Here is a 22,011-nt window from a genome sequence, read left to right as displayed (position 1 = left end):
GAAGGGCAGGAGCACCGCGCTCCTGCCCTTCGCCGTGTCGTGGCGGCGTGCCGTTCACGTGGCGAGCCCGAACTCCCCGGCGGCCAGGCGCAGCGCGTGGTCGAAGGCCGCCCGCCGGCGCTCGATCGTGTTGTTGAACTGGCCGAACACCTCGAAGTTGACCCAGCCGTAGAGCGTCGCCCAGGACGCCATCGCCCGCCACACCACGTCGTCGGGCACGCCGGACATCAGGGCGCGGATGTTCTCGGCGTCCGCGGCCACCTCGGCGGGCGGCTCGGGAGTGGCCGGCGGGTGCAGCGCGCCCGCGTTCCAGGCGTCGGCGACGATCGCGCCGAGCACGGTGACGTCGCGCAGGCGGGCCACGACGGTGTCCTGCGGCGCCTGGTAGCCGGGCACGGGCGAGCCGTAGATCAGCGCGTACTCGTGGGGATGGGCCACCGCCCAGTCGCGTACGGCGTGGCCGGCGGCCAGCCAGCGGTCCAGGTGGGCCGTCCGCGGGCAGGCGGCCTCGGCCTGCTCGACGGCCTCGCCCAGCGCGTTGTAGCCGTCGATGATCAGGGCGGTCAGCAGGTCGTCGCGGCTCGGGAAGTAGCGGTAGATGGCCGAGGAGACCATGCCCATCTCCCGCGCCACGGCCCGCAGCGACAGGCCGCCGGCGCCGTCGGTGGCCAGTTGGCGGCGGGCGATGTCGGTGATCTCCCTGGTGAGCTCGGCTCTCACGCGTTCTCGCGCGGTACGGCTGGCTGTCATGGACAGCAGATTATCAGAGCACTAGCAAAAAACGAGAGCACTGCTCTTGACGATTGCCGCTCTCTTGAGAGAGCATTGCTCTCGTAAGCGAACAGCGCACCCCCACAGGAGACCCCCATGCTCGCCCTCGCCAAGAACGCCAACGCCGTCCTGATGTTCTTCCTGGAGCTCGGCGTGCTGGGCGCGGTGGCGTACTGGGGGTTCACGCTCAGCCCCAACTGGGCGATCAAGCTCCTCGCCGGGCTGGGCGGGCCGGCGCTGTTCATCGCCGCGTGGGCGCTGTTCGGCGCGGGGGGCGGCGCCAACGCCACGATCCCGCTTACCGGTCTGGCCCGCGCCGTGCTGGAGATCCTCTGGTTCGGCGGCGGCGCGCTCGCGCTCTACGCCGCCGGCCGGGTCACCCCGGCGATCGTCTTCGCCGCCGTCTTCATCGTCAACGCGGTGCTCCGCGTCATCTGGAAGCAGGTCTGATCATGGGTAAGCACGTCGTCGTGGGGTCCGGCCAGGTCGGCACGCATCTGGCCACCAAGCTCGCCGCTCAGGGACACGAGGTCGTCGTCGTGACCCGCTCGGGCCGCGGTCCCGAGGGGACGGTCAGGGTGGCCGCCGACGTCGCCGACAAGGCCCGGCTGTCCGAGCTGAGCAAGGGGGCCGACGTCCTGTACAACTGCGTCAACCCGGCCTACCACCGCTGGCTCACCGACTGGCCGCCGATGGCCGAGTCGTTCCTCGCCGCCGCGGAGTCGAGCGGGGCCGTGCTCGCCATCCTGGGCAACCTCTACCCGTACGGGCCCGTCACCGGCCCGATGACCGAGGACCTGCCGCTCGCCTCCACCACCCCGAAGGCCCAGGTGCGGGCGAAGATCTGGCACGACGCGCTGGCCGCCCACCGGGCCGGGCGCATCAGGGCGACCGAGGTGCGCGGCTCGGACTTCTTCGGCCCAGGTGCCACCGACCAGTCCCACCTGGGCACCCGCTTCATCCCGGCGCTCAGGGCGGGCAAGACCGTCCGGCTCGTCTTCCCGGCCGACGTCCCGCACAGCTGGACCTACCTGCCGGACGTGGCCGACGCCCTGATCACGGCGGGCGCCGACGAGCGGGCCTGGGGCCGCCCCTGGCACGTGCCCACCGACGACCCGATGACCTTCCGCGAGGTCGGCGCGCGGATGGCCGCCCTGCTGGACCTGCCGGCGCCGAAGATGAGCACGCTGCCGTGGCCGCTGCTGCGGGTGTCCGGGCTGTTCTCGCCCATGATCGGCGAGCTGCGGCACGTGCGCTACCAGTTCACCGCGCCCTTCGTGCTCGATTCCTCGGCGTTTCAGCAGGTCTTCGGCGTCGCGCCTACGCCGATGGAGGCCGCGCTGAGGGCTACGCTCGACGGATGAAGATAGCCATGATCGGCCTGGGCGACATCGCGGAGAAGGCGTACCTTCCCGTGCTCGCCGCCCAGTCCCTCGACCTCCACCTCTGCACCCGCAACACCGCGCGGCTCGACCGGCTCGGGGACGCCTACCGCGTCGCCGACCGGTCCACCAGCGTCGACGAGGTGATCAAGGCAGGGGTCGACGCCGCGTTCGTGCACGCCGCGACCGAGGCGCACGCGGAGATCGTCGAGCCGCTGCTCAGCGCCGGGATCCACGTCTACGTCGACAAGCCGATCGCCTACAGCCTCGCCGAGTCCGAGCGCCTGGTGCGCCTGGCCGAGTCCGAGGGCCGGTCGCTCATGGTCGGGTTCAACCGTCGCTTCGCCCCCGGCTACGCCGGGCTCCTCGCCCTTCCCCGCCACCTCGTGCTGATGGAGAAGAACCGCGACAACTACCCCGACGCGCCCCGGCGGGCCATCTTCGAGGACTTCATCCACGTCGTGGACACGCTCAGGTTCCTCGCCCCCGGCCCGGTCACCGAGACCAGGATCCGCACCCGCGTCCGCCGCGACCTGCTCGAACACATCGTCCTGGAGCTGTCGGGCGCCGGGTTCACCGCGATCGGCGTCATGAACCGGGTCAGCGGCGCCGGCGAGGAGACCTGCGAGGTCATGGGCGACGGCATCAAGCGGCGCGTGGTCAACCTCGGCGACGTCCTCGACTACGAGGGCGGCGAGATGCTCACCCGGCGGCCCGACTGGGTGCCGGTCGCCCGGCAGCGCGGCATCGAGCAGATCTGCCAGGAGTTCCTGCTCGCGGTCCGCGAGGGCCGGGTGATCGGCGCCGACGACGCCCTGATCACCCACGCGATCTGCGAGGAGGCCGTCAGCCTGGCTTCCTGACCCGCATCGACTCGTCGGCCCTGGCGAACATGCGGTCGAACGTCGTCCCGCCCAGCCGGGCGAGCACCGTGTAGCCGTCGGTGTCGCTCAACGGGCTGGAGGAGGAGACCACCCCCGCCACCGAGTCGCCGTACAGGACCGGGCCGCCGCTCCCCCCGGCGGCGGCGTGGCAGTTGCGGGTGACCATCACCCCGGGGCCCACCGTCGAGCCCTCCACCGCGTCGCCCAGGCATCGGTACATCTGCGTGCCCGGGTAGCGCTTGCCCGCCGGATAGCCGAGCAGTTCGAGCCCGCGCAGCCCGGCGCCCCGGCCCGTGCGCAGCGGCGGCAGGCCCTGGCCGACCACCGCCTCCAGCGGGCGCTTGCCCTTGACGACCCCGACCAGGCCGACGTCGTACGGGAGCACGTCGGGGGAGTCGGGGTCGGCCTTCCAGCGGTCGGGCACCCAGGTCCGCACCGCGGACCAGACGCCGAGCCGCGGGTTCCCCCGGTCGAAGCCGGGCATGAAGGCCAGCCGCCTGAGCGGCCGGCCGTCGTGGTAGAGACAGTGCGCGGCCGTCAGCACCAGGCTGCGGCTGCGCGAGCCGATGACCGCGCCCCCGCACCACACGTCGGTGCGGGTGACGGGATCATGGCCGAGCAGCACTCCGGTCAGCCGCCGCGCCCCCGTGTAGGGGCGCGGGACCGGCGCGTAGCCCAGGCGGTCGCCGTCCGGGGTCAGCACCTGGGGGACGGGGACGCTGCGCTGTGAGACATCGGTGACGCCAGCCGGATCGAGCAGGACCAGAGACAGTACCAACCTGAGCACCTTCCCACTCTACGGGGAAGATGATCAATGCTCTGACCTGCGACACCAAGGTTTACCTAAGTGGGGGATTGTCATGCGTCGTACTGGGCGCCCAGGGCCCGCAGGCGGGCGTGGACGTCCTCGTACACCGATGGGGCTCCCAGGTAGGTCTTGGGCAGCTTGGCGACCATGGTGTAGTTGGTGTCGCACACGTTCCCGACCGGCGCCTGGCCCGCCTGGCTGACGAGCTGGTACGCGTCCAGCGTGTCGAGGCCGGTCAGCTCCGACGTCCAGGTCACCAGGTCGTGCTGGCTGATGCGGTAGGCGTCCTCCAGGGGCCTGGCCGAGCCGGTGGACATCAGGTGCAGGTCGTCCTCCAGTCGGGGCCACGGCGTGGCCACGCCCTTGATCAGCTCGACCGCGACCACGGTGTTCATGGCCGACTCCACGGCCGTGCCGCAGACCTCGCCGTGCCCCTGCAGACCATGGCCGTCACCGATCGAGAACATGCCGCCCTCGACGTTGACGCCCAGGTAGACGGTGACGCCCGCGCGCAGCTCCGGGGTGTCCATGTTGCCGCCGTGCGCGTCGGGGGTGATGGTCATGCGGGCCTCGTTCGCGCCCGGGGCCACGCCCACCGTGCCGTGCATCGGGTCGAGCGGCAGCGCGACGCTGAAGTCGCTGTTGCGCGCGTGGTAGACCGCCACGCCCTTGTCCACGTCGATGTCGTAGCGCCACACCCGCTCCTCCAGCGGCGGCTGGAGCGTCGCCGTGGTGTGGGTGCCGGTCAGCGCGCCGAAGTGCGGGAACGTGGTCGAGACCGCCCAGTCGCGGGCGGGCGTGATCTTGACGAAGTGCAGCGCCAGCGTGTCGCCGGGCTCGGCCCCCTCCACGTGGAAGGGGCCGGTCACCGGGTTCAGGTACGGGAACTCGCAGACCCGCGACGGCAGGTCGTCCACGGTCCGCACCCGGCCGCCGAAGCAGTCCTCGGTGTACAGCTCCATCACCGTCCCGGGCCGCACCCTGCCCAGGGCGGCACGGCCGCCGAAGGTGTAGCTGAGCTCCTCCGGCGAGGGGTGGTAGGAGACGACGTTCACTTGACCTCCGAGGGAAGAACGGGCCTGCGGCCCATGCGGTAGGCGATGCCGAGGCCGAAGATACCGAGCAGCAGCCAGATGCCGCCTACCCACTGGGCGGCCACGTTCTGGTTGTACACGACGGCCACCAGGACGACGAACCCGACGACGGGCACCACGAGGTGCATCAGCAGGTTACGGCTGCGCCTGCGGAAGACGTAGTGCACGACCACGGCGATGTGCAGCAGCAGGAAGGCGGTCATGGCGCCGAAGTTGACCAGCGAGGCCAGCTCGCCGATGCCGTTCTTCCGCGTGCTCATCCAGATGCCGAGGGCCAGGGAGATCGCGGCCACCAGCAGGGTCGCGTTGACCGGGACCTTGTGCCGCGGGTCGACCTTGGACAGGAACGAGGGCAGCATGCGGTCGCGGGCCATCGCGAACAGCAGCCGGGAGGTGGCCGCCTGGGCGACCAGCGAGTTGGCGAAGCCCCACGCGACGGCGGTGGCCACGGCCGTGAGCACGGACAGCCAGTGGCCGCCGGCGAACTCCGCGGTGTCGTAGAACGCGTTGCCCGTCGTGTCGCCCGCGGAGATCAGGGTCTCCCGGTTGGGCGTGAGCAGCGCGGCCACCCAGGTCTGGACCACGAACAGGACGGCGGCCAGGCCGAGCGCGGCCAGCATGGACCGGCCGAGCCGGGCGCCGCCCTCGCGGTTCTCCTCGGCCAGCGTGGAAATGCCGTCGAAGCCCAGGAACGACAGCACCGCCACCGACGCGGCGCCGAAGACCACCGTCCAGGTGAACGAGGAGGACTCGAAGATCGGGGTGAACGCGCTGGTCTGGGCCTTGCCCTGGGCCAGGGCGATGACGCCGACCACCAGGAAGATCGCCAGCACGATCAGCTCGGCCACCAGCATGACCCTGGTGATCCTGGCCGTCATCTGGATGCCCAGGTAGTTCACCACCGTGTTGAGCAGCACGAACACGACCAGCCAGCCCCAGATGGGGATGCCGGGCACGAACGAGGTCATGGCCGTGCTGGCCACCAGGTAGAGCAGCGCGGGCACGAGGATGTAGTCGAGCAGGATCGCCCAGCCGGCGATGAACCCGACCGGCGCGGCGATGCCCCGCCCGGCGTAGGTGTAGACCGAGCCGGCCATCGGGAACGCGCGGGCCATCTGCGCGTACGACAACGCGGTGAACCCCATCGCCACCAGGCCGATGATGTAGGCGAGCGCGACCATGCCGTGGGAGACGGCGAAGACGTTGCCGAAGATGCCGAACGGCGCGATCGGCACCATGAAGATCAGGCCGTAGATCATCAGGTCGGAGAAACCCAAGGATCTCTGGAGTTCCTGGCGGTAGCCGAACTGCTCGATAGTGCTCATCTGGGGCTCCTCGAAGCGTGGGGGGCGATTGGCACCTTAGAGCCAAAGCTTTCTAGTGAAAAGGTTTCTCAAGCAAGAAATCCAGGCCGTCCGCCCTGCCGAGGTGCACCGTGCGCCGCACCTGGCGGTTCAGCAGCGTGAGCGGGCCGCGCGCGCTCACGATCGTGGTGCCGTCGGCGACCGCGTCGAGGGCGGGGACGGCCAGGCTGCCGGCCCGTCCGGACAGGGCGGCGAGCATCGCGACGGCCTCGTAACAGCCCTGGCCGTGGGCGTTGAGCATGGGGGCGTGCGGGCCGAAGCGTTTGGCGTACCGCTCGGCGAAGTGCAGGCTGGCCTCGGTCGGCAGGTCGCGGAAGTAGCCCATCGAGGTGTAGAGCTCGCCGGTGCCGTCGCCGCCGATGCCGAGCAGGCCGTGCTCCTCCAGCGCCCCGCACAGCCGGGCCGCGCCGAGCCCGCTCGCCGCGTAGGCCCGGTTGAAGGCCACCAGGTCGCTGCCGATCAGCGTGAGCAGGATCGCGTCGGGGCGGGCGTCGGCGATCCGGTCGAGCCAGGAGGCCGCCTCGCCGTACCGGACGAACGTCTCGCCGACGACGGTCGCGCCGCGCGCGCGCAGCCGGCGCCGGGCGCCCGCGTGCACCAGGCGCGGCCAGACGTAGTCGTTGCCCAGCAGGTACCAGCGGCGTGCCCGGTGGGCGCGGACCAGCCATTCGATGCCGGGTTCGAGCTGCCTGCCGGGGGTCTCGCCGAGGAAGTAGACGCCCGGCGCGTGCCCTCCGCCCTCGTACGGCGGCGCGTACACGAACGGGACCCGCCCGCCGATCGCGGCGACCACGTCGACCCGGACGTCGCTCGCGTGCGTGCCCACCACGGCCTCGACCGTGCCGGACGCCACCAGGCCGGCCACCTCGGCGGCCACCTCGCGCCCCGGCCGCCCGCCGTCGACGAGCACCAGCTCGACCTGCCTGCCCAGGACGCCGCCCCGGGCGTTGACCTCTTCGGCGGCCAGCACCGCGCAGTTGATCGCGCACGGTCCCACCAGCCCGAGCACCCCGGACACGGGCACGACGAGGCCGATCCTGACCGCGTCTGAGGGGAGGAGCCGGGCCTCGAAAGGATCGACGATCGCCGCCACGCCGACGAGTATCCTCCGAACTAGCTCTCCGGTGAAAGGACCTGATCATCCATGGCTAAATCCGGGCTGGGGTCCTCACTCGCGTACGTGCTCAGCCGCGCCGAACGCGAGGTCACGCGCGGCCTGGCGGCGACCCTGGCCGGTGAGGACGTCACCGTCGAGCAGTGGCGCATCCTGCGCGCGCTGGCCGACGGGCGCGGCCACTCGATGGGGGAGCTGGCCGAGGCGGTGCTCATGCCGCACCCGACGCTCACCAAGGCGGTCGACCGGCTGATCGACCGGGCGCTGGTCCACCGGGGCGCGTCGGCGGGCGACCGGCGGCGGGTGGCGGTGTTCCTGGCCGACCGGGGGCGCGACCTGCTGGCCCGCGTGGACGGCGCGGTGGCCGAGCACCACCGGGCCGTCGCCGCCGCGTTCGGCCAGGAGCGCACCGAGCGGCTGATGCGCGAGCTGGAGGACCTGGCGGCGGCCCTCGACCACGCCTCGGCCGAAGCCGTGGCCCCCCGCTAGCCCAGCCAGTACGTGTCGTGGCGGATGAAGAACTCGGCCTTCTCCTCCTCGCTCTTGCCCGCCAGCTCGGGCAGCCCCTCGAAGTAGCCCTCGCGAGGGGCGCCGGGGGCGAAGTGCAGCAGCATGGTCGCGGGCTCGCCCGACTCGTTGCGGAAGGCGTGCACGCCGCCCTCGGGCACGTGGACCCAGTCGCCGGGCCGCGTGTCGATCCAGCGGCTGCCGTCGTAGATCCGCACCGAGCCTTCGAGGATGTAGAACGACTCGGAGATCGACTTGTGGAAGTGGGGGCTCGGCCCGGACGGCTCGGGACCCATGACCCAGCGGTAGAGCCCGAACTGGCCGTTGGTGGTGGCTCCGGTGGCCAGGTAGTGGACGGTGTTGCCGTTCTGGTAGGTCAGCTCGGGGCCGTGGGCGTAGGGGCGGTACGTGGCCGACAGCTCGCCGGTGTCGCCCGAATAGCGCGGTTCCGGATAGGTCATGAGGCCATCCTGCCCGAACCGCCGGCGGTCAGCTCTCGCGGTTCCTCCTGTCGTGGTCGCCCCACACCAGAAGGGCCACGCCGATGGCCGCGAGCCCCAGATACGCCGCGAGGGGCAGCTCCACGAGCCGCCCCACGAACCCCCACTCCGTGTCGAACCAGACGCGCCCGACGAACCCGCCGAGCCCCTGGAGCACGGCCATGATCCCGAAGAAACCCCTCATGGCCTCGACAGTGGCAGAACGGGACCCGCCCCGGCATCCGACCTTGGGCGGGTCACGTGCGACCAAAGTCGGTCAGGGGTAGAGCCCGCGCATGCTGTGCGCCTCGGCGACCCGGCCCACGCCGATCACGTGCGCCGCCTCCCGCAGCGTCAGCCCGCGTTCGGCGGACATCGACCTGACCTCGGCGAAGGCGCTCTCCATCAGGTCGCGCAGCTTCACCTCGACCTCACGCGAGCTCCAGGAGAAGGCCTGCATGTTCTGCACCCACTCCAGGTAGGACACGATCACCCCGCCCGCGTTGGCCAGGATGTCCGGCACGACGGTGGTGCCGTTGGCGGCCAGGATCTCGTCGGCCTCCGGCGTGGTGGGGCCGTTGGCGCCCTCCACGATCAGCCGGGCGCGCACGCGGGGCGCGTTCGCCTCGGTGATCACGCCTTCGAGCGCGGCCGGGACGAGCACGTCCACGTCCAGCTCGAAGAGGTCGTCGTGGGCCATCGCGTCGGCGTGCGGGTAGCCGGACACGCCGCCGGTCTCGGCCACCCAGGCGCGCACGCGGGCGACGTCGAGGCCGCCGGGCGCGTAGAGCGCGCCGGTCACGTCCGAGACGGCGACCACCTTGCAGCCCTCGTCGGACAGGTACTGCGCGGCCAGCGCGCCCACCTTGCCGAAGCCCTGCACGGCCACCGTGACGCCCTCGGGTGAGCGCCCGAGCGCGGCCAGCGCCGCGATCTGCACGCCGCGCGAGGTCGAGCCGGTGCGGCCGAGCGAGCCGCCGAGCGTCATCGGCTTGCCGGTGACCACGCCGGGCACCGAGTAGCCGGCGTTGACGCTGTAGGTGTCCATGATCCAGGCCATGGTCTGCTCGTCGGTGCCGACGTCGGGGGCCGGGATGTCCTTCTCCGGGCCGATCAGCGGCAGGATCTCGTTGACGTAGCGGCGGGTGAGCCGTTCGAGCTCGATCGTGGTCAGCGCGCCCGGGTCCACGGCCACGCCGCCCTTGGCGCCGCCGTACGGGATGCCGACCAGTGCGCACTTCCACGTCATCCACATCGCCAGGGCGGTGACCTCGTGGATGTCGGTGCCGGGATGAAAGCGGATACCGCCCTTGGCGGGGCCGCGCGAGACGTTGTGCTGGACGCGGAAGCCCTGGACGACGTCCATGCGCCCGTCCTCGCGGCGCACCGGGACCGAGACGGTCAGCGAGCGGCGCGGCGTGGCCAGCATCGTGCGGAGGCCGTCGTCGAGCCCGAGGTGGGCGGCGGCCTGATGGAGTTGGTGGAGAGCGGAGTCGAGCGCCTGTTGACCAGGTGTGATCAGCGCCGGCGTCTTTGACGGCACCATGATGCTCATGGTCGAGTTTCCTCCTGTATGCGCGCCCAGTTTGCGGGAGAAGGCGCCATTGCCTTCCCTCTTGGGCGTGTTGTCTCGATCATCCTAGGCCGGGCTGTTTGACCTTGCCTAGGTTATGAAGGGATATCCAAGCCGTTGATCAACGTGCTGGGAACGTGCCACTCTGGCAGGCTGTCGATCGAGAGTTTGCCGAATCGTCGAAAACCGGAGGGTTGGATGCCCGCACTCGTGGTTGGGCCGATGTTGCGTCACGTCGACTCGGTCAGCGCCTCGATCTGGGTGGAGACCAGCGAGCCCTGCACGGTCACCGTCGAGACGGCAGGCGGGGCTTATCGGTCGCCCACCTTCACCGTGCACGGTCACCACTACGCGATCGTGGATCTCGTCGGCCTGTCCCAGGATATCGCCTCCTATTCCGTCAGCCTCGACGGGGACCAGGTCTGGCCCCTGGCGGGTCGCCCGGCCAGCCGGGTCCGGCTGCTGCCCGCAGAAGGGCCGCGCAGGCTGGCGTTCGGGTCGTGCCGGACGAGCGTGCCGCACGACTCCGCCCACGTCCGCACCCACGGCGACGACGTGCTGCGCGCGTACGGCGTGAGCCTCATGCGCGCCGACGAGCAGGAGTGGCCCGACCTGCTGCTGCTCCTCGGCGACCAGGTCTACGCCGACAGCCCCTCGCCCCAGATGCTCGACTACATCCACGCCCGCCGCACCACCGAGCCGCAGGGCGAGATCGCCGACTTCGAGGAGTACGCCGAGCTCTACCGCCAGGCGTGGACCGACCCCGAGATCCGCTGGCTGCTGTCCACCGTGCCCACCGCCATGATCTTCGACGACCATGACCTGCGCGACGACTGGAACACCTCGCAGTCCTGGCGGGAGAAGATGGCCCTGACGAGCTGGTGGCCGCGGCGGGTGGTCGCGGGGCTGGGGGCGTACTTCGTCTACCAGCACCTCGGCAACCTGACTCCGGTCGAGCGCGCGGCCGACCCGCTGGTGCGCGAGCTCACCGAGGGCGGCGGCGACGGCGGCCCGGCCCTCGACGCGTTCGCCGCCAAGGCCGACGCCGAGCCGAGCAGCAACCGCTGGAGCTACACCCGCGACCTCGGGCACACCCGGCTCATCATGATCGACACCAGGTGCGCCAGGCAGCTCACCCCCGGCGACCGGCGCATGCTCGACCCCGACGAGTGGGCCTGGCTCCAGGAGCAGGCCGCCACGCCGGCCGAGCGGCTGGTCATCGGCTCCTCGATCCCGTTCCTGCTGCCCGAGGGCGTCCACGGCGTCCAGAACTGGAACGAGGCGCTGTGCGACGGCAAGTGGGGCCGTACGGCCCAGCGGCTGTCGGAGCAGCTGCGCCAGGCCGTCGACCTGGAGCACTGGGCGGCCTTCCGGCGCTCGTTCGAGGACCTGGGCAGGATGCTGGTCAAGCTCGGCAAACCGGCCGTGATCCTGTCCGGCGACGTCCACTACTCCTACCTGGCCAAGGCGTCGGCCGGGCAGATCTACCAGGTCGTCTGCTCGCCGATCCGCAACCCGCTCAGCCGGCTGCTGCGCTGGGCCAACGTGCTCACCCAGTTCGGGCTGGCGACGCTGGTGGGCAGCCTGCTGGCGCGGCTGGCCGGCATCCCGCGGCCGCCGTTCCGCTGGCGCGTGACCAAGGGGCCGCTGTTCCAGAACGCGCTGGCCACGCTGACCTTCCCCGACACGATCACCTGGTACGAGTCGGTGGGCGACGGCGTCCGGCCGATCGACTCGGCCCGGCTGGCGTAGAAAGGACCCATGAACGACGACCAGTACTCCAGGGCGGTGCCCTTCTACGACCTGTGGCACGAGGACGGGCACGTCCCCGAGATCCGCGAGTCGCTGCCGCCCCTGCTGAAGGGGGTGCGGGGCGGCGTCATGGAGATCGGCGCGGGCACCGGCCTGATCACCGAGCTGATCGTGCGCGAGACGCGCGGCGAGGTGTTCGCCGTCGAGCCGGCGCTCGCCATGCGGTCGGTGCTGCTGTCGCGGCTGGCCGGTGACGAGGAGGCGCGCCGCCGCGTCACCGTGCTGGCCTGCGGGGCGCTCGACGTCGACGTCGACGTACCGGTCGAGGCGGTCGTGATGATCTCGGTGCTCCAGGCGTTCCCCGCCGGGCGGCGGGAGGAGCTGTGGCGGGTGCTGGCCAGGCAGCTCGAACCGGGCGGGCTGCTGCTGTTCAACTGGCGCGAGCGGCCCGCGCCCACGCCGGGTGAGCTGGAGCTCATGGGGTCGTACCAGGTCGGGCGGCACGCCTACGAGGTCTGGGGCCAGGTGCTCGGCGTCTCCGGCGAGACCGTGCGCTCCCGCTTCCTCTACCGGGTCAGGCAGCGCGGCGTGGTGATCGGCGAGGACGAGGTGACCAGCGAGGCCCACCGGCCGGGCGGCGAGCGGCTGGCCGCGGAGCTGACGGCGGCCGGGTTCGTCAAGGACGAGGCCCCCGACGGCCTGGCGGCCTGGCGGAAGGCGGCGTAACCCGAAAAAGGTGGAACCGGGCTTCCGGGTGCGGCCAACAACAGGGTGACCGCATGAGAGAGGACCGGATGTGGTGAGTGTCGAGGACACAACCGAAACGCTGGATGACTCGACCCTGATCGGGCATTCCATGGGCGACCCTGAGCGTTTCGCCGCACTGTTCGACCGGCACGCCGACGAGATCCACCGGTACGCCGCCCGCCGCCTGGGCGCGGAGCTGGCCGACGACGTGACGGGGGAGGTGTTCCTCGTCGCCTTCCGCGGGCGCGGCCGCTACGACCGCACCCTGCCCGACGCCCGGCCCTGGCTGTACGGCATCGCCACCAAGGTCGTGTCCCAGCACCGCAGGGCCGAACGGCGGCGCACCGCGGCCATGGCCAGGGTCGGCGCCGACCGTCCCGGCACGTTCGACGAGCGCAGCGCCGACCGGGTCACCGCAGAGCAGCTCCAGCCGCGCCTGGCCAGGGCGCTGACCAGGCTCAGCGCGAGCGAGCGCGACCTGCTGCTGCTCGTGGCGTGGGCCGACCTGACCTACGAGGACGCCGCCCGCGCCCTCGGGGTGCCGGTCGGCACCGTCCGGTCCAGGCTGCACCGGCTCCGCGTCAAGGTACGCAGGGCGCTCGGCGGCATCGACCCCTTCGCAGCAGAGGAGCCCCAGCATGGATGACGAGATCCGGACGTTCGCCGACGGCAGGCCGTCCGCGCCGCCGTACGAGCCGCAGGCCCGCGCGCGGGCACGGGAACGGCTGCTGGCCGAGGCGCGCGGCGGGCGACGCCTGCGGCTGCCGAGGCTCGGCTGGCAGACGGCCGCCGCGTTCGGCGTCACGGTCGTCCTGGTCGGCGGCGTGGCGGTGGCGCTGTCCGGCCAGGGCGGGACGGAGATCCGCCCGGCCACCTCCGTGGTCCTCTCGGGCGGAGAGCTGAACCCCAGGCCGGACCAGTTCATCCTGGTCGAGTCCGACACCATGTACGGCTCGCACTCGGTCGACGCGTCCGGAGGACAGACTCGCTACCTCTACCGCCAGCACCGCAAGATCTGGAAGTCGGTGGACGGCAGCAAGGACGGCCTGCTGCTGACCGAGGGGCAGGAGCCGCGCCCCTGGCCGGGCGAGCCGCTGCCGGCGGACGCCAAGAGCTGGCGAGGCAGCGAGTGGAACCAGCTCGCCTCCTGCCCCGACCTGCGCGGCCCCTACCGCGACGACTACGCCTTCCTGAGCACGCTCCCGACCGACGCCACGGCCATGCGCGACCGCCTCTACCAGCCGGTCCCCAAGGGCAAGGACGTCAACGCCGACGCCGCCGCCTTCACCCGCGCAGGCGACCTCGTCAGGGAGAACTACCTGCCCAAGCCGCAGCGGGACGCCCTGTTCGAGGCGGTCAAGACGATCCCCGGCGTCGAGGCGGCCGAGGGCGTGGCCGACTCCTCGGGACGCGTGGGCGTGGCGCTGGGCCGGGTCGCCGACTGGGGCGTGCGTGAAGAGCTGATCTTCGACCCGGCCGCGCACACGTTCCTGGGCGAGCGGCAGGTCGCGGTGGACGCCAAGGCCGGGGCGCCGAAGGACAGCGTCCTGGCGCTGACGGCCCAGCTCGACGTCTCCGTGGTGGACGCCCTGCCGGACGCCCCCGACGCCGGTGCCGACGCGAGCTGCACGCCGGAGACCCAGGCCCCCACGCCCATTCCCTCGGAGTCCGGCTCGACGACGGCGGAGCTGCCGGCGGCCGAGGCGACGATCACGTTCACCCCGGAGCCGACCAGCGCGTTCGCGGTCGAGTCGACCAGCGAGCCGGAGACCGGGCCGACCGGCACCCCGGAGCCGACGGTGACGCGTACCGTCACCCCCACCCCGGGTTCGTGACCTCCACCGGCGGCCGGCGGCCGGCCACCCGGTAGACCCACCCAGCAGGCCCACAGGGCGCGCCGCCACGGCGGCGCGCCCGTGCGGGGTCAGCGGCCGTTTCCCGGAGGGCCGCCGGCCGAAGTACGGCGGGTGGCGTGACCAGGCGAAGCCGTGAAGACCTATAGGTCTTCGAGGACGGCGGCGAGCTGGTCGACCGCCCAGACCAGGTCCTCCTCGGAGATCACGATCGGCGGCGCGAGCCGGATCGTGGACCCGTGGGTGTCCTTGGCGAGCACGCCGCGCGCCATCAGCGCCTTGGAGACCTCGCGCCCGGTGCCGAGGGCCGGGTCGATGTCCACGCCCGCCCACAGCCCGCGCCCGCGCACCGCCACCACGCCCTTGCCGGCCAGCTCGCGCAGCCGCGCGTGCAGCACCTCGCCGAGCCGGGCGGCCCTGGCCTGGAACTCGCCGGTGTTCAGGATGTCGATGACGGCGATGCCGACCGCGCAGGCCAGCGGGTTGCCGCCGAACGTGGACCCGTGCTGGCCCGGCTTGATCACCCCGAGGACGTCCTCGTCCGCGGCGATGGCCGACACCGGCACCACGCCGCCGCCGAGCGCCTTGCCCAGGATGTAGATGTCGGGGACGACGTTCTCGTGGTCGCAGGCGAACGTGCGGCCGGTGCGGCCGAGCCCCGACTGGATCTCGTCGGCGATCATCAGCACGTTGTTCTCGGTGCAGATGCGCCTGACCTCGGTGAGGTAGCCGTCCGGCGGCACCAGCACGCCCGCCTCGCCCTGGATCGGCTCGACGAGGACGGCGACGGTGTTGTCGTCGATCGCCTCCCTGATCGCCTCGGCGGACCCGTAACGGACGATCGTGAAGCCGGGCGTGTACGGGCCGAACCCGTCGTGCGCGTCGGGGTCGGTCGAGAAGCTGATGATCGTGGTGGTGCGGCCGTGGAAGTTGTCCTCCATCACGATGATGTTGGCCTGCTCCGGCGCGACGCCCTTGACCTCGTAGCCCCACTTGCGGGCCACCTTGATCGCGGTCTCGACGGCCTCGGCGCCGGTGTTCATCGGCAGGATCATGTCCTTGCCGGTGAGGTCGCCGAGCCCGGCGCAGAACCGGGCGAACTGGTCGTGGTAGAAGGCCCGGCTGGTCAGCGTGAGGTTCTTCAGCTGCTCCTGGGCGGCCTCGATGATCTTCGGGTTGCCGTGGCCGAAGTTCAGTGACGAGTAGCCCGACAGGCAGTCGAGATAGCGCTTGCCCTCGACGTCGGTGACCCACGCGCCGTGCGCCTCGTGGATGACCACGGGCAGCGGATGGTAGTTGTGCGCGCTGCGGCGCTCGCTTACTTCGATCAGCTCTGCGCTGGTGCTCATGTTACTTCTCCCCCCTGATCTCCAGTGTGCAGCACTTGGGACCGCCGCCCGCCTTGCGCAGCTCCGACAGCTCGACCGGGATGACCTCGTAGCCGTGCCGCTTGAGCTCCAGCTGGAGCCCGGACGCCTCGGAGTTGATCACCACGTTCCTGCCGTCGCTGACCGCGTTGAGGCCGAGCACCTCGGCGTCCTCGGCGGTCGCGATCACCGCGTCGGGGAACATCGAGCGCAGCACCTCCTGGCTGCCCTTGGAGAAGGCGCCGGGGTAGTAGGCGACGTTGCGGCCGTCGAGCGGGAACAGCGCGGTGTCGAGGTGGTAGAAGCGCGGGTCCACCAGCTTCAGCGAGACGACCGGGCGGCCCAGGTACTCCTGCGCCTCCTGGTGGGCGACCACGTCGGTGCGGAAGCCGGTGCCGGCGAGGATGACCTCGTCGAGGGTGAGGAAGTCGCCCTCGCCCTCGTTGACGTACGTGGGCTCCAGGGTCGGGTAGCCGCGCTCGACGAACCAGCGCAGGTAGGCGGGGCCCTCGGGGCCGCGCTCGGGGAAGGTGAAGCGGGCGCCGTAGACCCGGCCGCCGACGACCAGCGCGCCGTTGGCGGCGAACACCATGTCGGGCAGGCCCTCGATCGGGTCGATGAGGCTGACCTTGTGCCCGAGCTCCTCGTACGCCGACTTCAGCCCTTCCCACTGCCGGATCGCCACCTCACGGTCGGCGCCGGCCTCGGGGTCCATCCACGGGTTGATCGCGTACTCGACCGCGAAGTGGTCCGGGCGGCACATGAGGAAGTGTTTGGGCATGCAGGGCTCCGTCGTCATTGCAGGGGAAGTTCCCGTGTCGGGGGAGACGAGCACAGCCTAAGAATTGACGTTTGCGCAGGCCAAGCGGTGCGCATTGCGCGTTGGCGCAGGTCTGTTGCGTCTATCGGGTGACGACGTGCGATCCGTTGCGCACATCGGTGAGAGCGGCTCCCGGAGGCGTGTCGACCAGCCGTGACAGCACGATCGAGCTCTTCGTCCGGACCACGAAAGCCTCGGCCGCGATGCGCTCGATGACCCGCTCGACGTGCCGCACGTCGGTGGCCCTGATGTGCAGCAGCGCGTCGGCCTCGCCGGTGATCGTGGCCGCCGCCACCACCTCGGGGAACTTGGCCACCGCCAGCGCGATGTCCGACGGCTTGGTCTTGCCCTGGCAGAACAGCTCGACGTACGCCTCGGTGGTCCAGCCGAGCGCCTGCGGCGCGACCCGCGCGCTGAAACCGGTGATCGCCCCGCTCTTCTGCAGCCGGTCGACCCGCCGCTTGACGGCCGACGCGCTCAGCCCCACCTGATGGCCGATGTCCGCGTAGGTCGCGCGGGCGTCGTCGACGAGCGCCGCGATGATGTCACGATCGAGCCGGTCCAGTTCCACGCGCTCTGTATACCGCCTGGCCAGGCTGGCGCGCGACGAGCGCCGCGCGGGAGACTGGGCGCTCGGTCCACTGCCGGAGGATTGACGCCACATGAATATCGCACGCTTTCCCGAGGGTTTCGTCTGGGGGGTCTCGACGTCGGCCTTCCAGATCGAGGGCGGCACGGCCGCCGACGGCCGCGGGCCGTCCATTTGGGACGCCTTCGCCGGCGGCCCGGCCGACGCCTGCGACCATTACCACCGATATCGCGACGACGTACGGCTGATGAAAGACCTGGGAATGGCGGCGTACCGATTCTCGGTGAGCTGGCCGCGCATTCTTCCCGAGGGCGCGGGAAAGGTGAACGCGGCCGGTCTCGACTTTTACCAGCGGCTGGTCGACGCGCTGCTGGAGGCGGGCATCACGCCGTACGCCACGCTTTATCACTGGGACCTGCCGCAGGCGCTGGAGGAGCGCGGCGGCTGGCCGTCCCGCGACACCGCCCGCTGCTTCGCGGACTACGCGGCGATCGTCGCCGACCGGCTGGGCGACCGGGTCGGCACCTGGTTCACCGTCAACGAGCCGTGGGTGGCGGCCTTCGTCGGCCACGGCTCGGGGGTGCACGCGCCGGGCCGCCGGTCGGCCGCCGACGCGTTCCGGGCCGCCCACCACCTGCTGCTCGCCCACGGCCTGGGCGCCCAGGCCCTGCGCGCCGCCGGGGCCGCCGAGGTGGGGGCCGTGCTCAACTTCTCGCCCGTCCTGACGCCCGCCCAGGTCGGCGACTTCGACCGGCCGCTGTCGGAGGAGGACGCCGAGGCCGTGGCCAGGATCGAGGCCCTGGTCCACCGGCAGTTCCTGGACCCGATGCTGCGTGGCGCCTACCCCGCCGACCTGCTGCCGGTCATCGAGGAGCACGCCGGGCTCGGGCACGTCCACGACGGCGACCTGGCCGACATCGCCCAGCCGCTCGACCTGCTCGGCGTCAATTACTACGCGCCCGCCGTCGTCCAGGCGCAGCCCGGCGAACCGGCCGACCCGGCCTATCCGGGAAGCGCGGGCGTGCTTTTCAGCACCATTCCCACGGCGGTCACCGCGATGGGCTGGCCGATTGTCCCGAACGCCCTCTCCCTGTTACTGCGGCGGCTCTCCAGGGAATATCCCGGCCTCGAACTCATGGTCACCGAGAACGGCGCCGACTTCGTCGACACGGTCACTCCCGACGGCATTCACGACGTCGACCGCGTGCATTTCGTCGAGGAACACCTGAGGGCGCTGCGTTCCTCGGTCGAGGAGGGCGCGAACGTCCGCGGATATCTCGTCTGGACGCTGCTGGACAATCTCGAATGGGCCGACGGCTACCGGCGCAAGTTCGGCCTCGTGCACGTCGACTTCGACACCCAGCGCAGGCGGCCCAAGGACAGCGCGCTGTGGTACCGCGACGTGATCAGGCGCAACGGCCTGACCGAGGCCCCGCCCAGGCGGCCCACGCTGGAGACCGTGGCCGCCCGCGCCCGCGTCTCCCGGGCCACGGTCTCCCGCGTGGTCAACGGCGAGGCGTCGGTCAGCCCCGAGGTGCGCTCCACGGTCCTCCAGGCCGTCAAGGAGCTCGGCTACGTGCCCAACGCCGCCGCCCGCAGCCTGGTGACCCGGCGCACCGACACCGTCGCGCTCGTGCTGTCGGTGCCCAGGCACGCCGCCGACCCGATGGTCCCGGCCGTCGTCCAGTACGTGACGAGCCTGCTGGAGGGCGCGGGCAAGCAGATCACCCTCATGCTCGCCGACACCGCCGAGAGCCACCGCCGCATCGTCCGGCACGCCGAGGCCCGCCTGGTGGACGGCGTCGTCCTGCTGCCGCCCGAGCGGGGCGACACACTGGCCGAACGCCTCTCGCGCACCGGCGTGCCCCTCGTGCTGCTGGGCCGGCCGCCGGTCAGCTCGCTGGTGCCGTACGTGGACGCCGACAACGCCGCGGGCGCGGCGGCGGCCACCGAGCACCTGCTGGCCACCGGCCGCCGCCGCATCGGCGTGATCTGCGGCCCGATGGACCTGGTCGCCACCCAGGACCGGCTCGCCGGCCACCGTGCGGCCATGGAACGCGCCGGGCTGCGGGTCCGCCCGGCGATCGGCGACCTGACCCGCGCCTCCGGCACGGCGGCCGCCGGGCAGCTCCTCGGCGACGCCCCCGACCTGGACGCGATCTTCGCGGCTGACGACCGGATGGCGATCGGCGCGCTGCTGGCCGCCCGCGCCGCGGGCCGGCGGGTGCCCGACGACCTGGCGATCGTCGGCTTCGACGACATCGACGCCGCCTCGGCCACCACCCCCGCGCTCACCACCGTGCGGGTGCCGGTCACCGAGCAGGCGCTGGCGCTCGCGCGGCTGCTGCTGTCGCGGCTGGAGGGCAGGAGCACCACGCCGGTCGTGCTGCCCACCCGGCTGGTGGTGCGGGAGTCGGCCTAGATCTGCCGCCCGAACAGGCGCGGGAAGACCTTGGACACCTTCGACAGCAGGTACTGGCCGTAGGTTCCGGTGAAGTCGACCTGCCCGTCCCAGCGCTCGCCGGCGGCGTAGGGGAGGGGCGGGACCTCGCTGTCCCAGCCGGGGTCGAAGAAGAACGGGTAGCTCAGGCGCTCGTTGCCGCTGCGGTTGCGTACGCGGTGCGGGGTCGAGCGGTAGCGGCCGCCGGTGAGCTTGTCGAGCATGTCGCCGATGTTGCAGACGAACGTGCCCGCCAGCGGCGGCGCCTCGATCCAGCCGTCCGCGGTGCGGACCTGGAGGCCGCCGTTGGAGTCCTGGAGGAGGAGGGTGAGCAGGCCGTAGTCGGTGTGCTCGCCCACGCCCCAGGTCTCGTCGTCGTCCGGCGGCGCGGGCGGGTAGTGGAAGATCCGGAACAGGACGGTGGGGTCGGCGGTGTAGCCGGTGCGGAAGTAGCCCTCGTCCAGGCCCAGGCTGAGCGCCACGCCGGACATGACCGCCTGCGCGACCCCCGTCATCGTGTCCAGGTAGGCGAGCACGGCCTCCCGCAGCTCGGGCACCTGGACGGGGAACTGGTTGGGGCCGTGCAGCGGGAGCGGGCCGGGCGGCTGCTCGGCGCCGAAATAGACGCCCTCCTTCAGGTCGGGCCTGCCCGAGGTGAGCTCGCCGCCCACCGGGAAGAAGCCGCGCCAGGCCGGGCCGCCCCGGTCCATGGAGATCTCGTTCTTGACCTCCTCGGGCAGCGCGAAGAAACGCCTGGCGGCCGCGTCGAGCCGGTCGAGGAGCTCCTGCGGCACGCCGTGCCCGGAGACGTAGAAGAACCCGTTGTCCCGGCAGGCCGCGCCGATCGCCGCGCCGGCGGCCTGCCTGTCACCGCCCGTGGCACCGTCGAGCAGCGGGGAGATGTCGATCACCGGCAATTCGCGCACCGTCCCATTGTTCCCCGGCCCGGCCGCGGCGTACCGGAGGCGCCGAGCCGGGCCTGAGGGGAACCCTGAGGGAGGTCAGGCCGTCGAGAAGGTGAACCAGTTGACGTTGACGAAGTCGGCGGGCTGGCCGCTGCTGAAGGTCAGGTAGACGGTGTGCGTGCCGGTCACCCCGCCGATGTTGGCCGGTACCGTGCGCCAGCTCTGCCAGCCGCCCGTGTCGGCCAGCGCGAAGTCGCCGATCGGCGGCGCGGACGGGCTGTCCAGCCGCACCTGCACCAGCCCGCTCACACCGGCCGCCGCCCCCGACGCCACCCTGGCCTTGAACTGGAGGGCGGGCTCGGAGCCGAAGTTCACCCCGTCGTAGCGCAGCCAGTCGCCGTTGGCGATCGCGCCGACGTTCTGGCCGCCGCCGGTGTCGGTGGTGGTCTCGACGATGGTGCCCGACTGGCCCTGGTAGCGCTCGGCCTGGATGGTGGAGCGCGCGTCCACGCCGCCCGGGACGGTGGGGGTCACGGTCGGGGTCGCGGTCGGGGTGGAGACCGTGCCGCTCTGCCAGACGGCCACGTAGTCCACCAGCATCGGATGCCCCGGGACGGTCGCCGCCGTCGGCGTGCCCGTGCCGGCCAGGGCGTTGGGGAACGCGCCGCCCATCGCCAGGTTGAGCAGCAGGAAGTAGCCGCCGTGCCCGGTCATGTTGTTCCAGGTGGTGGCGTCGAGCTGGTTCTGGCTCACGCTGTGGAACTGCTGGCCGTCGACGTACCAGCGCAGCTGGTTCGGGCTGGCGGCGCGGTCCCACTCGAAGCGGTAGGTGTGGAAGGCCGACTGGCAGGTGGAGCCCGGGCAGGCCCGGCTCGCGCCGAGGCCGGTCGTCTCGTTGCAGGGCCCGCCGGGGTTGACGCCGCAGTGGAGCACGCCCCACACGGAGTTGAGGCCGTTGACGTTCTCCATGATGTCGAACTCGCCGATGCCCGGCCAGTTCCAGTAGTTCCCCCGGTACGGCGCCCCGAGCGCCCAGAACGCCGGCCAGTAGCCGAGCGCCGCCTGACCGGTCACGTTCGGCATCTGGATCCTGCCCTCGATCCGCAGGACGCGTCCGGCGGCCGGCTTGAAGTCGGCCCGCCTGGTCTCGATGCGGGCCGAGGTCCACTCGCCCGAGCCACTGCGCAGGGGCGTGATGCGCAGGTTGCCGGAGCCGTCGAGGCCGATGTTGGACGTGCCGGCGGTGTAGTTCTGGACCTCGCCGGTGCCCCAGTTGCCCGGCCCGCCGGGGTAGCCGTGCCCGGTGTCGACGATCCACTCGGCGGACGAGGGCGGCGTGCCCGCCGAGCCGTTGAAGTCGTCGGACCAGACCAGCGACCAGCCGGACGGCGTGGACGGCACGGACGCCGAGGCGCTGACGGCCACTTTGACGAGCAGGCCGGTGAGTGCCACGAGCACCACCGCCACGGCCACCAGGCGGCGCCGGTGCCGGATCTCTGTTGTCATCCCAGCTCCATGGGGGGTGTGGAGTCGAGCGAGAGAGCGCTCTCTTGACGCGACGT

General features: G+C 71.7%; 22 protein-coding genes. 9 read left to right on the top strand and 13 right to left on the bottom strand.

Annotated elements, in window-relative coordinates; translation table 11 throughout:
- Nucleotides 1–54: 54 nt before the first annotated feature.
- Nucleotides 55–750, bottom strand: coding sequence for a TetR/AcrR family transcriptional regulator (locus ACIA8R_RS40060; protein WP_397042735.1), 696 nt, complete (start codon nt 748–750; stop codon nt 55–57).
- Between the two features lie 117 nt (nt 751–867).
- On the opposite strand from ACIA8R_RS40060, the gene ACIA8R_RS40055 reads away from it, so the two are divergent.
- From ACIA8R_RS40055 to ACIA8R_RS40045, 3 genes are read left to right on the top strand one after another with little or no spacing between them, the layout of a single operon-like run.
- The gene (locus tag ACIA8R_RS40055; protein ID WP_397042733.1) at nt 868–1,221 is read left to right on the top strand and encodes a YrdB family protein; all 354 of its coding nucleotides are present in this window, start codon (nt 868–870) and stop codon (nt 1,219–1,221) included.
- A 2-nt stretch (nt 1,222–1,223) separates the two neighbouring features.
- Nucleotides 1,224–2,135 carry an NAD-dependent epimerase/dehydratase family protein gene (locus ACIA8R_RS40050; RefSeq protein WP_357694031.1) on the top strand — a complete coding sequence of 304 codons (912 nt, stop codon included), beginning with the start codon at nt 1,224–1,226 and terminating at the stop codon, nt 2,133–2,135.
- The gene (locus ACIA8R_RS40045; protein ID WP_397042730.1) at nt 2,132–3,016 is read left to right on the top strand and encodes a Gfo/Idh/MocA family protein; all 885 of its coding nucleotides are present in this window, start codon (nt 2,132–2,134) and stop codon (nt 3,014–3,016) included. Before ACIA8R_RS40050 ends, ACIA8R_RS40045 begins: the two co-directional genes overlap by 4 nt.
- Here ACIA8R_RS40045 and ACIA8R_RS40040 read toward each other — a convergent pair.
- The 4 genes from ACIA8R_RS40040 to ACIA8R_RS40025 form a co-directional block, all read right to left on the bottom strand.
- Entirely contained in the window at nt 3,000–3,824 is an 825-nt protein-coding gene (locus ACIA8R_RS40040; protein ID WP_364086841.1) for a hypothetical protein, read from the bottom strand. The genes ACIA8R_RS40045 and ACIA8R_RS40040 overlap by 17 nt on opposite strands.
- 71 nt (nt 3,825–3,895) lie before the next feature.
- A complete protein-coding gene (locus ACIA8R_RS40035; protein WP_397042728.1) occupies nt 3,896–4,900 on the bottom strand; it encodes an acetamidase/formamidase family protein in 1,005 nt (334 codons plus the stop codon).
- Nucleotides 4,897–6,264: an APC family permease gene (locus ACIA8R_RS40030; RefSeq protein WP_364086845.1), complete on the bottom strand. Its 1,368-nt coding sequence runs from the start codon at nt 6,262–6,264 to the stop codon at nt 4,897–4,899. The genes ACIA8R_RS40035 and ACIA8R_RS40030 overlap by 4 nt, the downstream gene beginning before the upstream one ends.
- 52 nt (nt 6,265–6,316) lie before the next feature.
- Nucleotides 6,317–7,396, bottom strand: coding sequence for a substrate-binding domain-containing protein (locus tag ACIA8R_RS40025; RefSeq protein ID WP_364086848.1), 1,080 nt, complete (start codon nt 7,394–7,396; stop codon nt 6,317–6,319).
- A gap of 51 nt (nt 7,397–7,447) precedes the next feature.
- On the opposite strand from ACIA8R_RS40025, the gene ACIA8R_RS40020 reads away from it, so the two are divergent.
- A complete protein-coding gene (locus tag ACIA8R_RS40020; RefSeq protein WP_397042726.1) occupies nt 7,448–7,906 on the top strand; it encodes a MarR family winged helix-turn-helix transcriptional regulator in 459 nt (152 codons plus the stop codon).
- Here ACIA8R_RS40020 and ACIA8R_RS40015 read toward each other — a convergent pair.
- The 3 genes from ACIA8R_RS40015 to ACIA8R_RS40005 all read right to left on the bottom strand — a co-directional run bounded on the left by ACIA8R_RS40015 (nt 7,903) and on the right by ACIA8R_RS40005 (nt 9,958).
- Nucleotides 7,903–8,385, bottom strand: coding sequence for a cupin domain-containing protein (locus ACIA8R_RS40015; protein ID WP_357694012.1), 483 nt, complete (start codon nt 8,383–8,385; stop codon nt 7,903–7,905). The two genes, ACIA8R_RS40020 and ACIA8R_RS40015, sit on opposite strands and share 4 nt — an antisense overlap.
- A 28-nt stretch (nt 8,386–8,413) precedes the next feature.
- Nucleotides 8,414–8,608, bottom strand: a complete 195-nt coding sequence (locus ACIA8R_RS40010) for a hypothetical protein (protein ID WP_364086852.1) — start codon at nt 8,606–8,608, stop codon at nt 8,414–8,416.
- A 72-nt stretch (nt 8,609–8,680) separates the two neighbouring features.
- The gene (locus tag ACIA8R_RS40005) at nt 8,681–9,958 is read right to left on the bottom strand and encodes a Glu/Leu/Phe/Val dehydrogenase (protein WP_357694008.1); all 1,278 of its coding nucleotides are present in this window, start codon (nt 9,956–9,958) and stop codon (nt 8,681–8,683) included.
- Nucleotides 9,959–10,174: 216 nt separating this feature from the next.
- Here ACIA8R_RS40005 and ACIA8R_RS40000 point away from each other — a divergent pair, with 216 nt between their 5' ends.
- The 4 genes from ACIA8R_RS40000 to ACIA8R_RS39985 all read left to right on the top strand — a co-directional run bounded on the left by ACIA8R_RS40000 (nt 10,175) and on the right by ACIA8R_RS39985 (nt 14,310).
- Nucleotides 10,175–11,728, top strand: a complete 1,554-nt coding sequence (locus tag ACIA8R_RS40000; RefSeq protein WP_397042724.1) for an alkaline phosphatase D family protein — start codon at nt 10,175–10,177, stop codon at nt 11,726–11,728.
- 9 nt (nt 11,729–11,737) lie between these two features.
- Nucleotides 11,738–12,454, top strand: a complete 717-nt coding sequence (locus tag ACIA8R_RS39995; protein WP_397042722.1) for a class I SAM-dependent methyltransferase — start codon at nt 11,738–11,740, stop codon at nt 12,452–12,454.
- Between the two features lie 130 nt (nt 12,455–12,584).
- Nucleotides 12,585–13,121 (top strand): RNA polymerase sigma factor, encoded by a 537-nt coding sequence (locus ACIA8R_RS39990; RefSeq protein WP_357694002.1) that lies wholly within the window; start codon nt 12,585–12,587, stop codon nt 13,119–13,121.
- Nucleotides 13,114–14,310, top strand: coding sequence for a CU044_5270 family protein (locus tag ACIA8R_RS39985; RefSeq protein WP_364086861.1), 1,197 nt, complete (start codon nt 13,114–13,116; stop codon nt 14,308–14,310). The genes ACIA8R_RS39990 and ACIA8R_RS39985 overlap by 8 nt, the downstream gene beginning before the upstream one ends.
- A gap of 161 nt (nt 14,311–14,471) precedes the next feature.
- Here ACIA8R_RS39985 and rocD read toward each other — a convergent pair whose 3' ends face one another.
- The 3 genes from rocD to ACIA8R_RS39970 all read right to left on the bottom strand — a co-directional run bounded on the left by rocD (nt 14,472) and on the right by ACIA8R_RS39970 (nt 17,086).
- Complete coding sequence (gene rocD, locus ACIA8R_RS39980; protein WP_357693997.1) at nt 14,472–15,677, bottom strand: ornithine--oxo-acid transaminase; 1,206 nt, start codon at nt 15,675–15,677, stop codon at nt 14,472–14,474.
- 1 nt (nt 15,678) lies between these two features.
- A complete protein-coding gene (ddaH, locus tag ACIA8R_RS39975) occupies nt 15,679–16,476 on the bottom strand; it encodes a dimethylargininase (protein WP_364086864.1) in 798 nt (265 codons plus the stop codon).
- Between the two features lie 121 nt (nt 16,477–16,597).
- Nucleotides 16,598–17,086: an Lrp/AsnC family transcriptional regulator gene (locus ACIA8R_RS39970; RefSeq protein WP_397042719.1), complete on the bottom strand. Its 489-nt coding sequence runs from the start codon at nt 17,084–17,086 to the stop codon at nt 16,598–16,600.
- A 91-nt stretch (nt 17,087–17,177) separates the two neighbouring features.
- On the opposite strand from ACIA8R_RS39970, the gene ACIA8R_RS39965 reads away from it, so the two are divergent.
- Nucleotides 17,178–19,526: a GH1 family beta-glucosidase gene (locus ACIA8R_RS39965; protein WP_397042717.1), complete on the top strand. Its 2,349-nt coding sequence runs from the start codon at nt 17,178–17,180 to the stop codon at nt 19,524–19,526.
- On the opposite strand, the gene ACIA8R_RS39960 is transcribed toward ACIA8R_RS39965, so the two are convergent.
- Both ACIA8R_RS39960 and ACIA8R_RS39955 read right to left on the bottom strand, forming a co-directional pair.
- Entirely contained in the window at nt 19,523–20,470 is a 948-nt protein-coding gene (locus ACIA8R_RS39960; protein ID WP_397042715.1) for an isopenicillin N synthase family dioxygenase, read from the bottom strand. The two genes, ACIA8R_RS39965 and ACIA8R_RS39960, sit on opposite strands and share 4 nt — an antisense overlap.
- 75 nt (nt 20,471–20,545) lie before the next feature.
- Entirely contained in the window at nt 20,546–21,955 is a 1,410-nt protein-coding gene (locus tag ACIA8R_RS39955) for a glycoside hydrolase family 16 protein (protein ID WP_397042713.1), read from the bottom strand.
- Between the last annotated feature and the right edge of the window lie 56 nt (nt 21,956–22,011).

This window comes from Nonomuraea sp. NPDC051191, from assembly GCF_044455665.1.
In the GTDB taxonomy this organism is placed as follows: Bacteria; Actinomycetota; Actinomycetes; order Streptosporangiales; family Streptosporangiaceae; genus Nonomuraea.
Note: the sequence above shows the minus strand (reverse complement) of the source record. Positions and strands in the feature narration are given on the sequence as shown.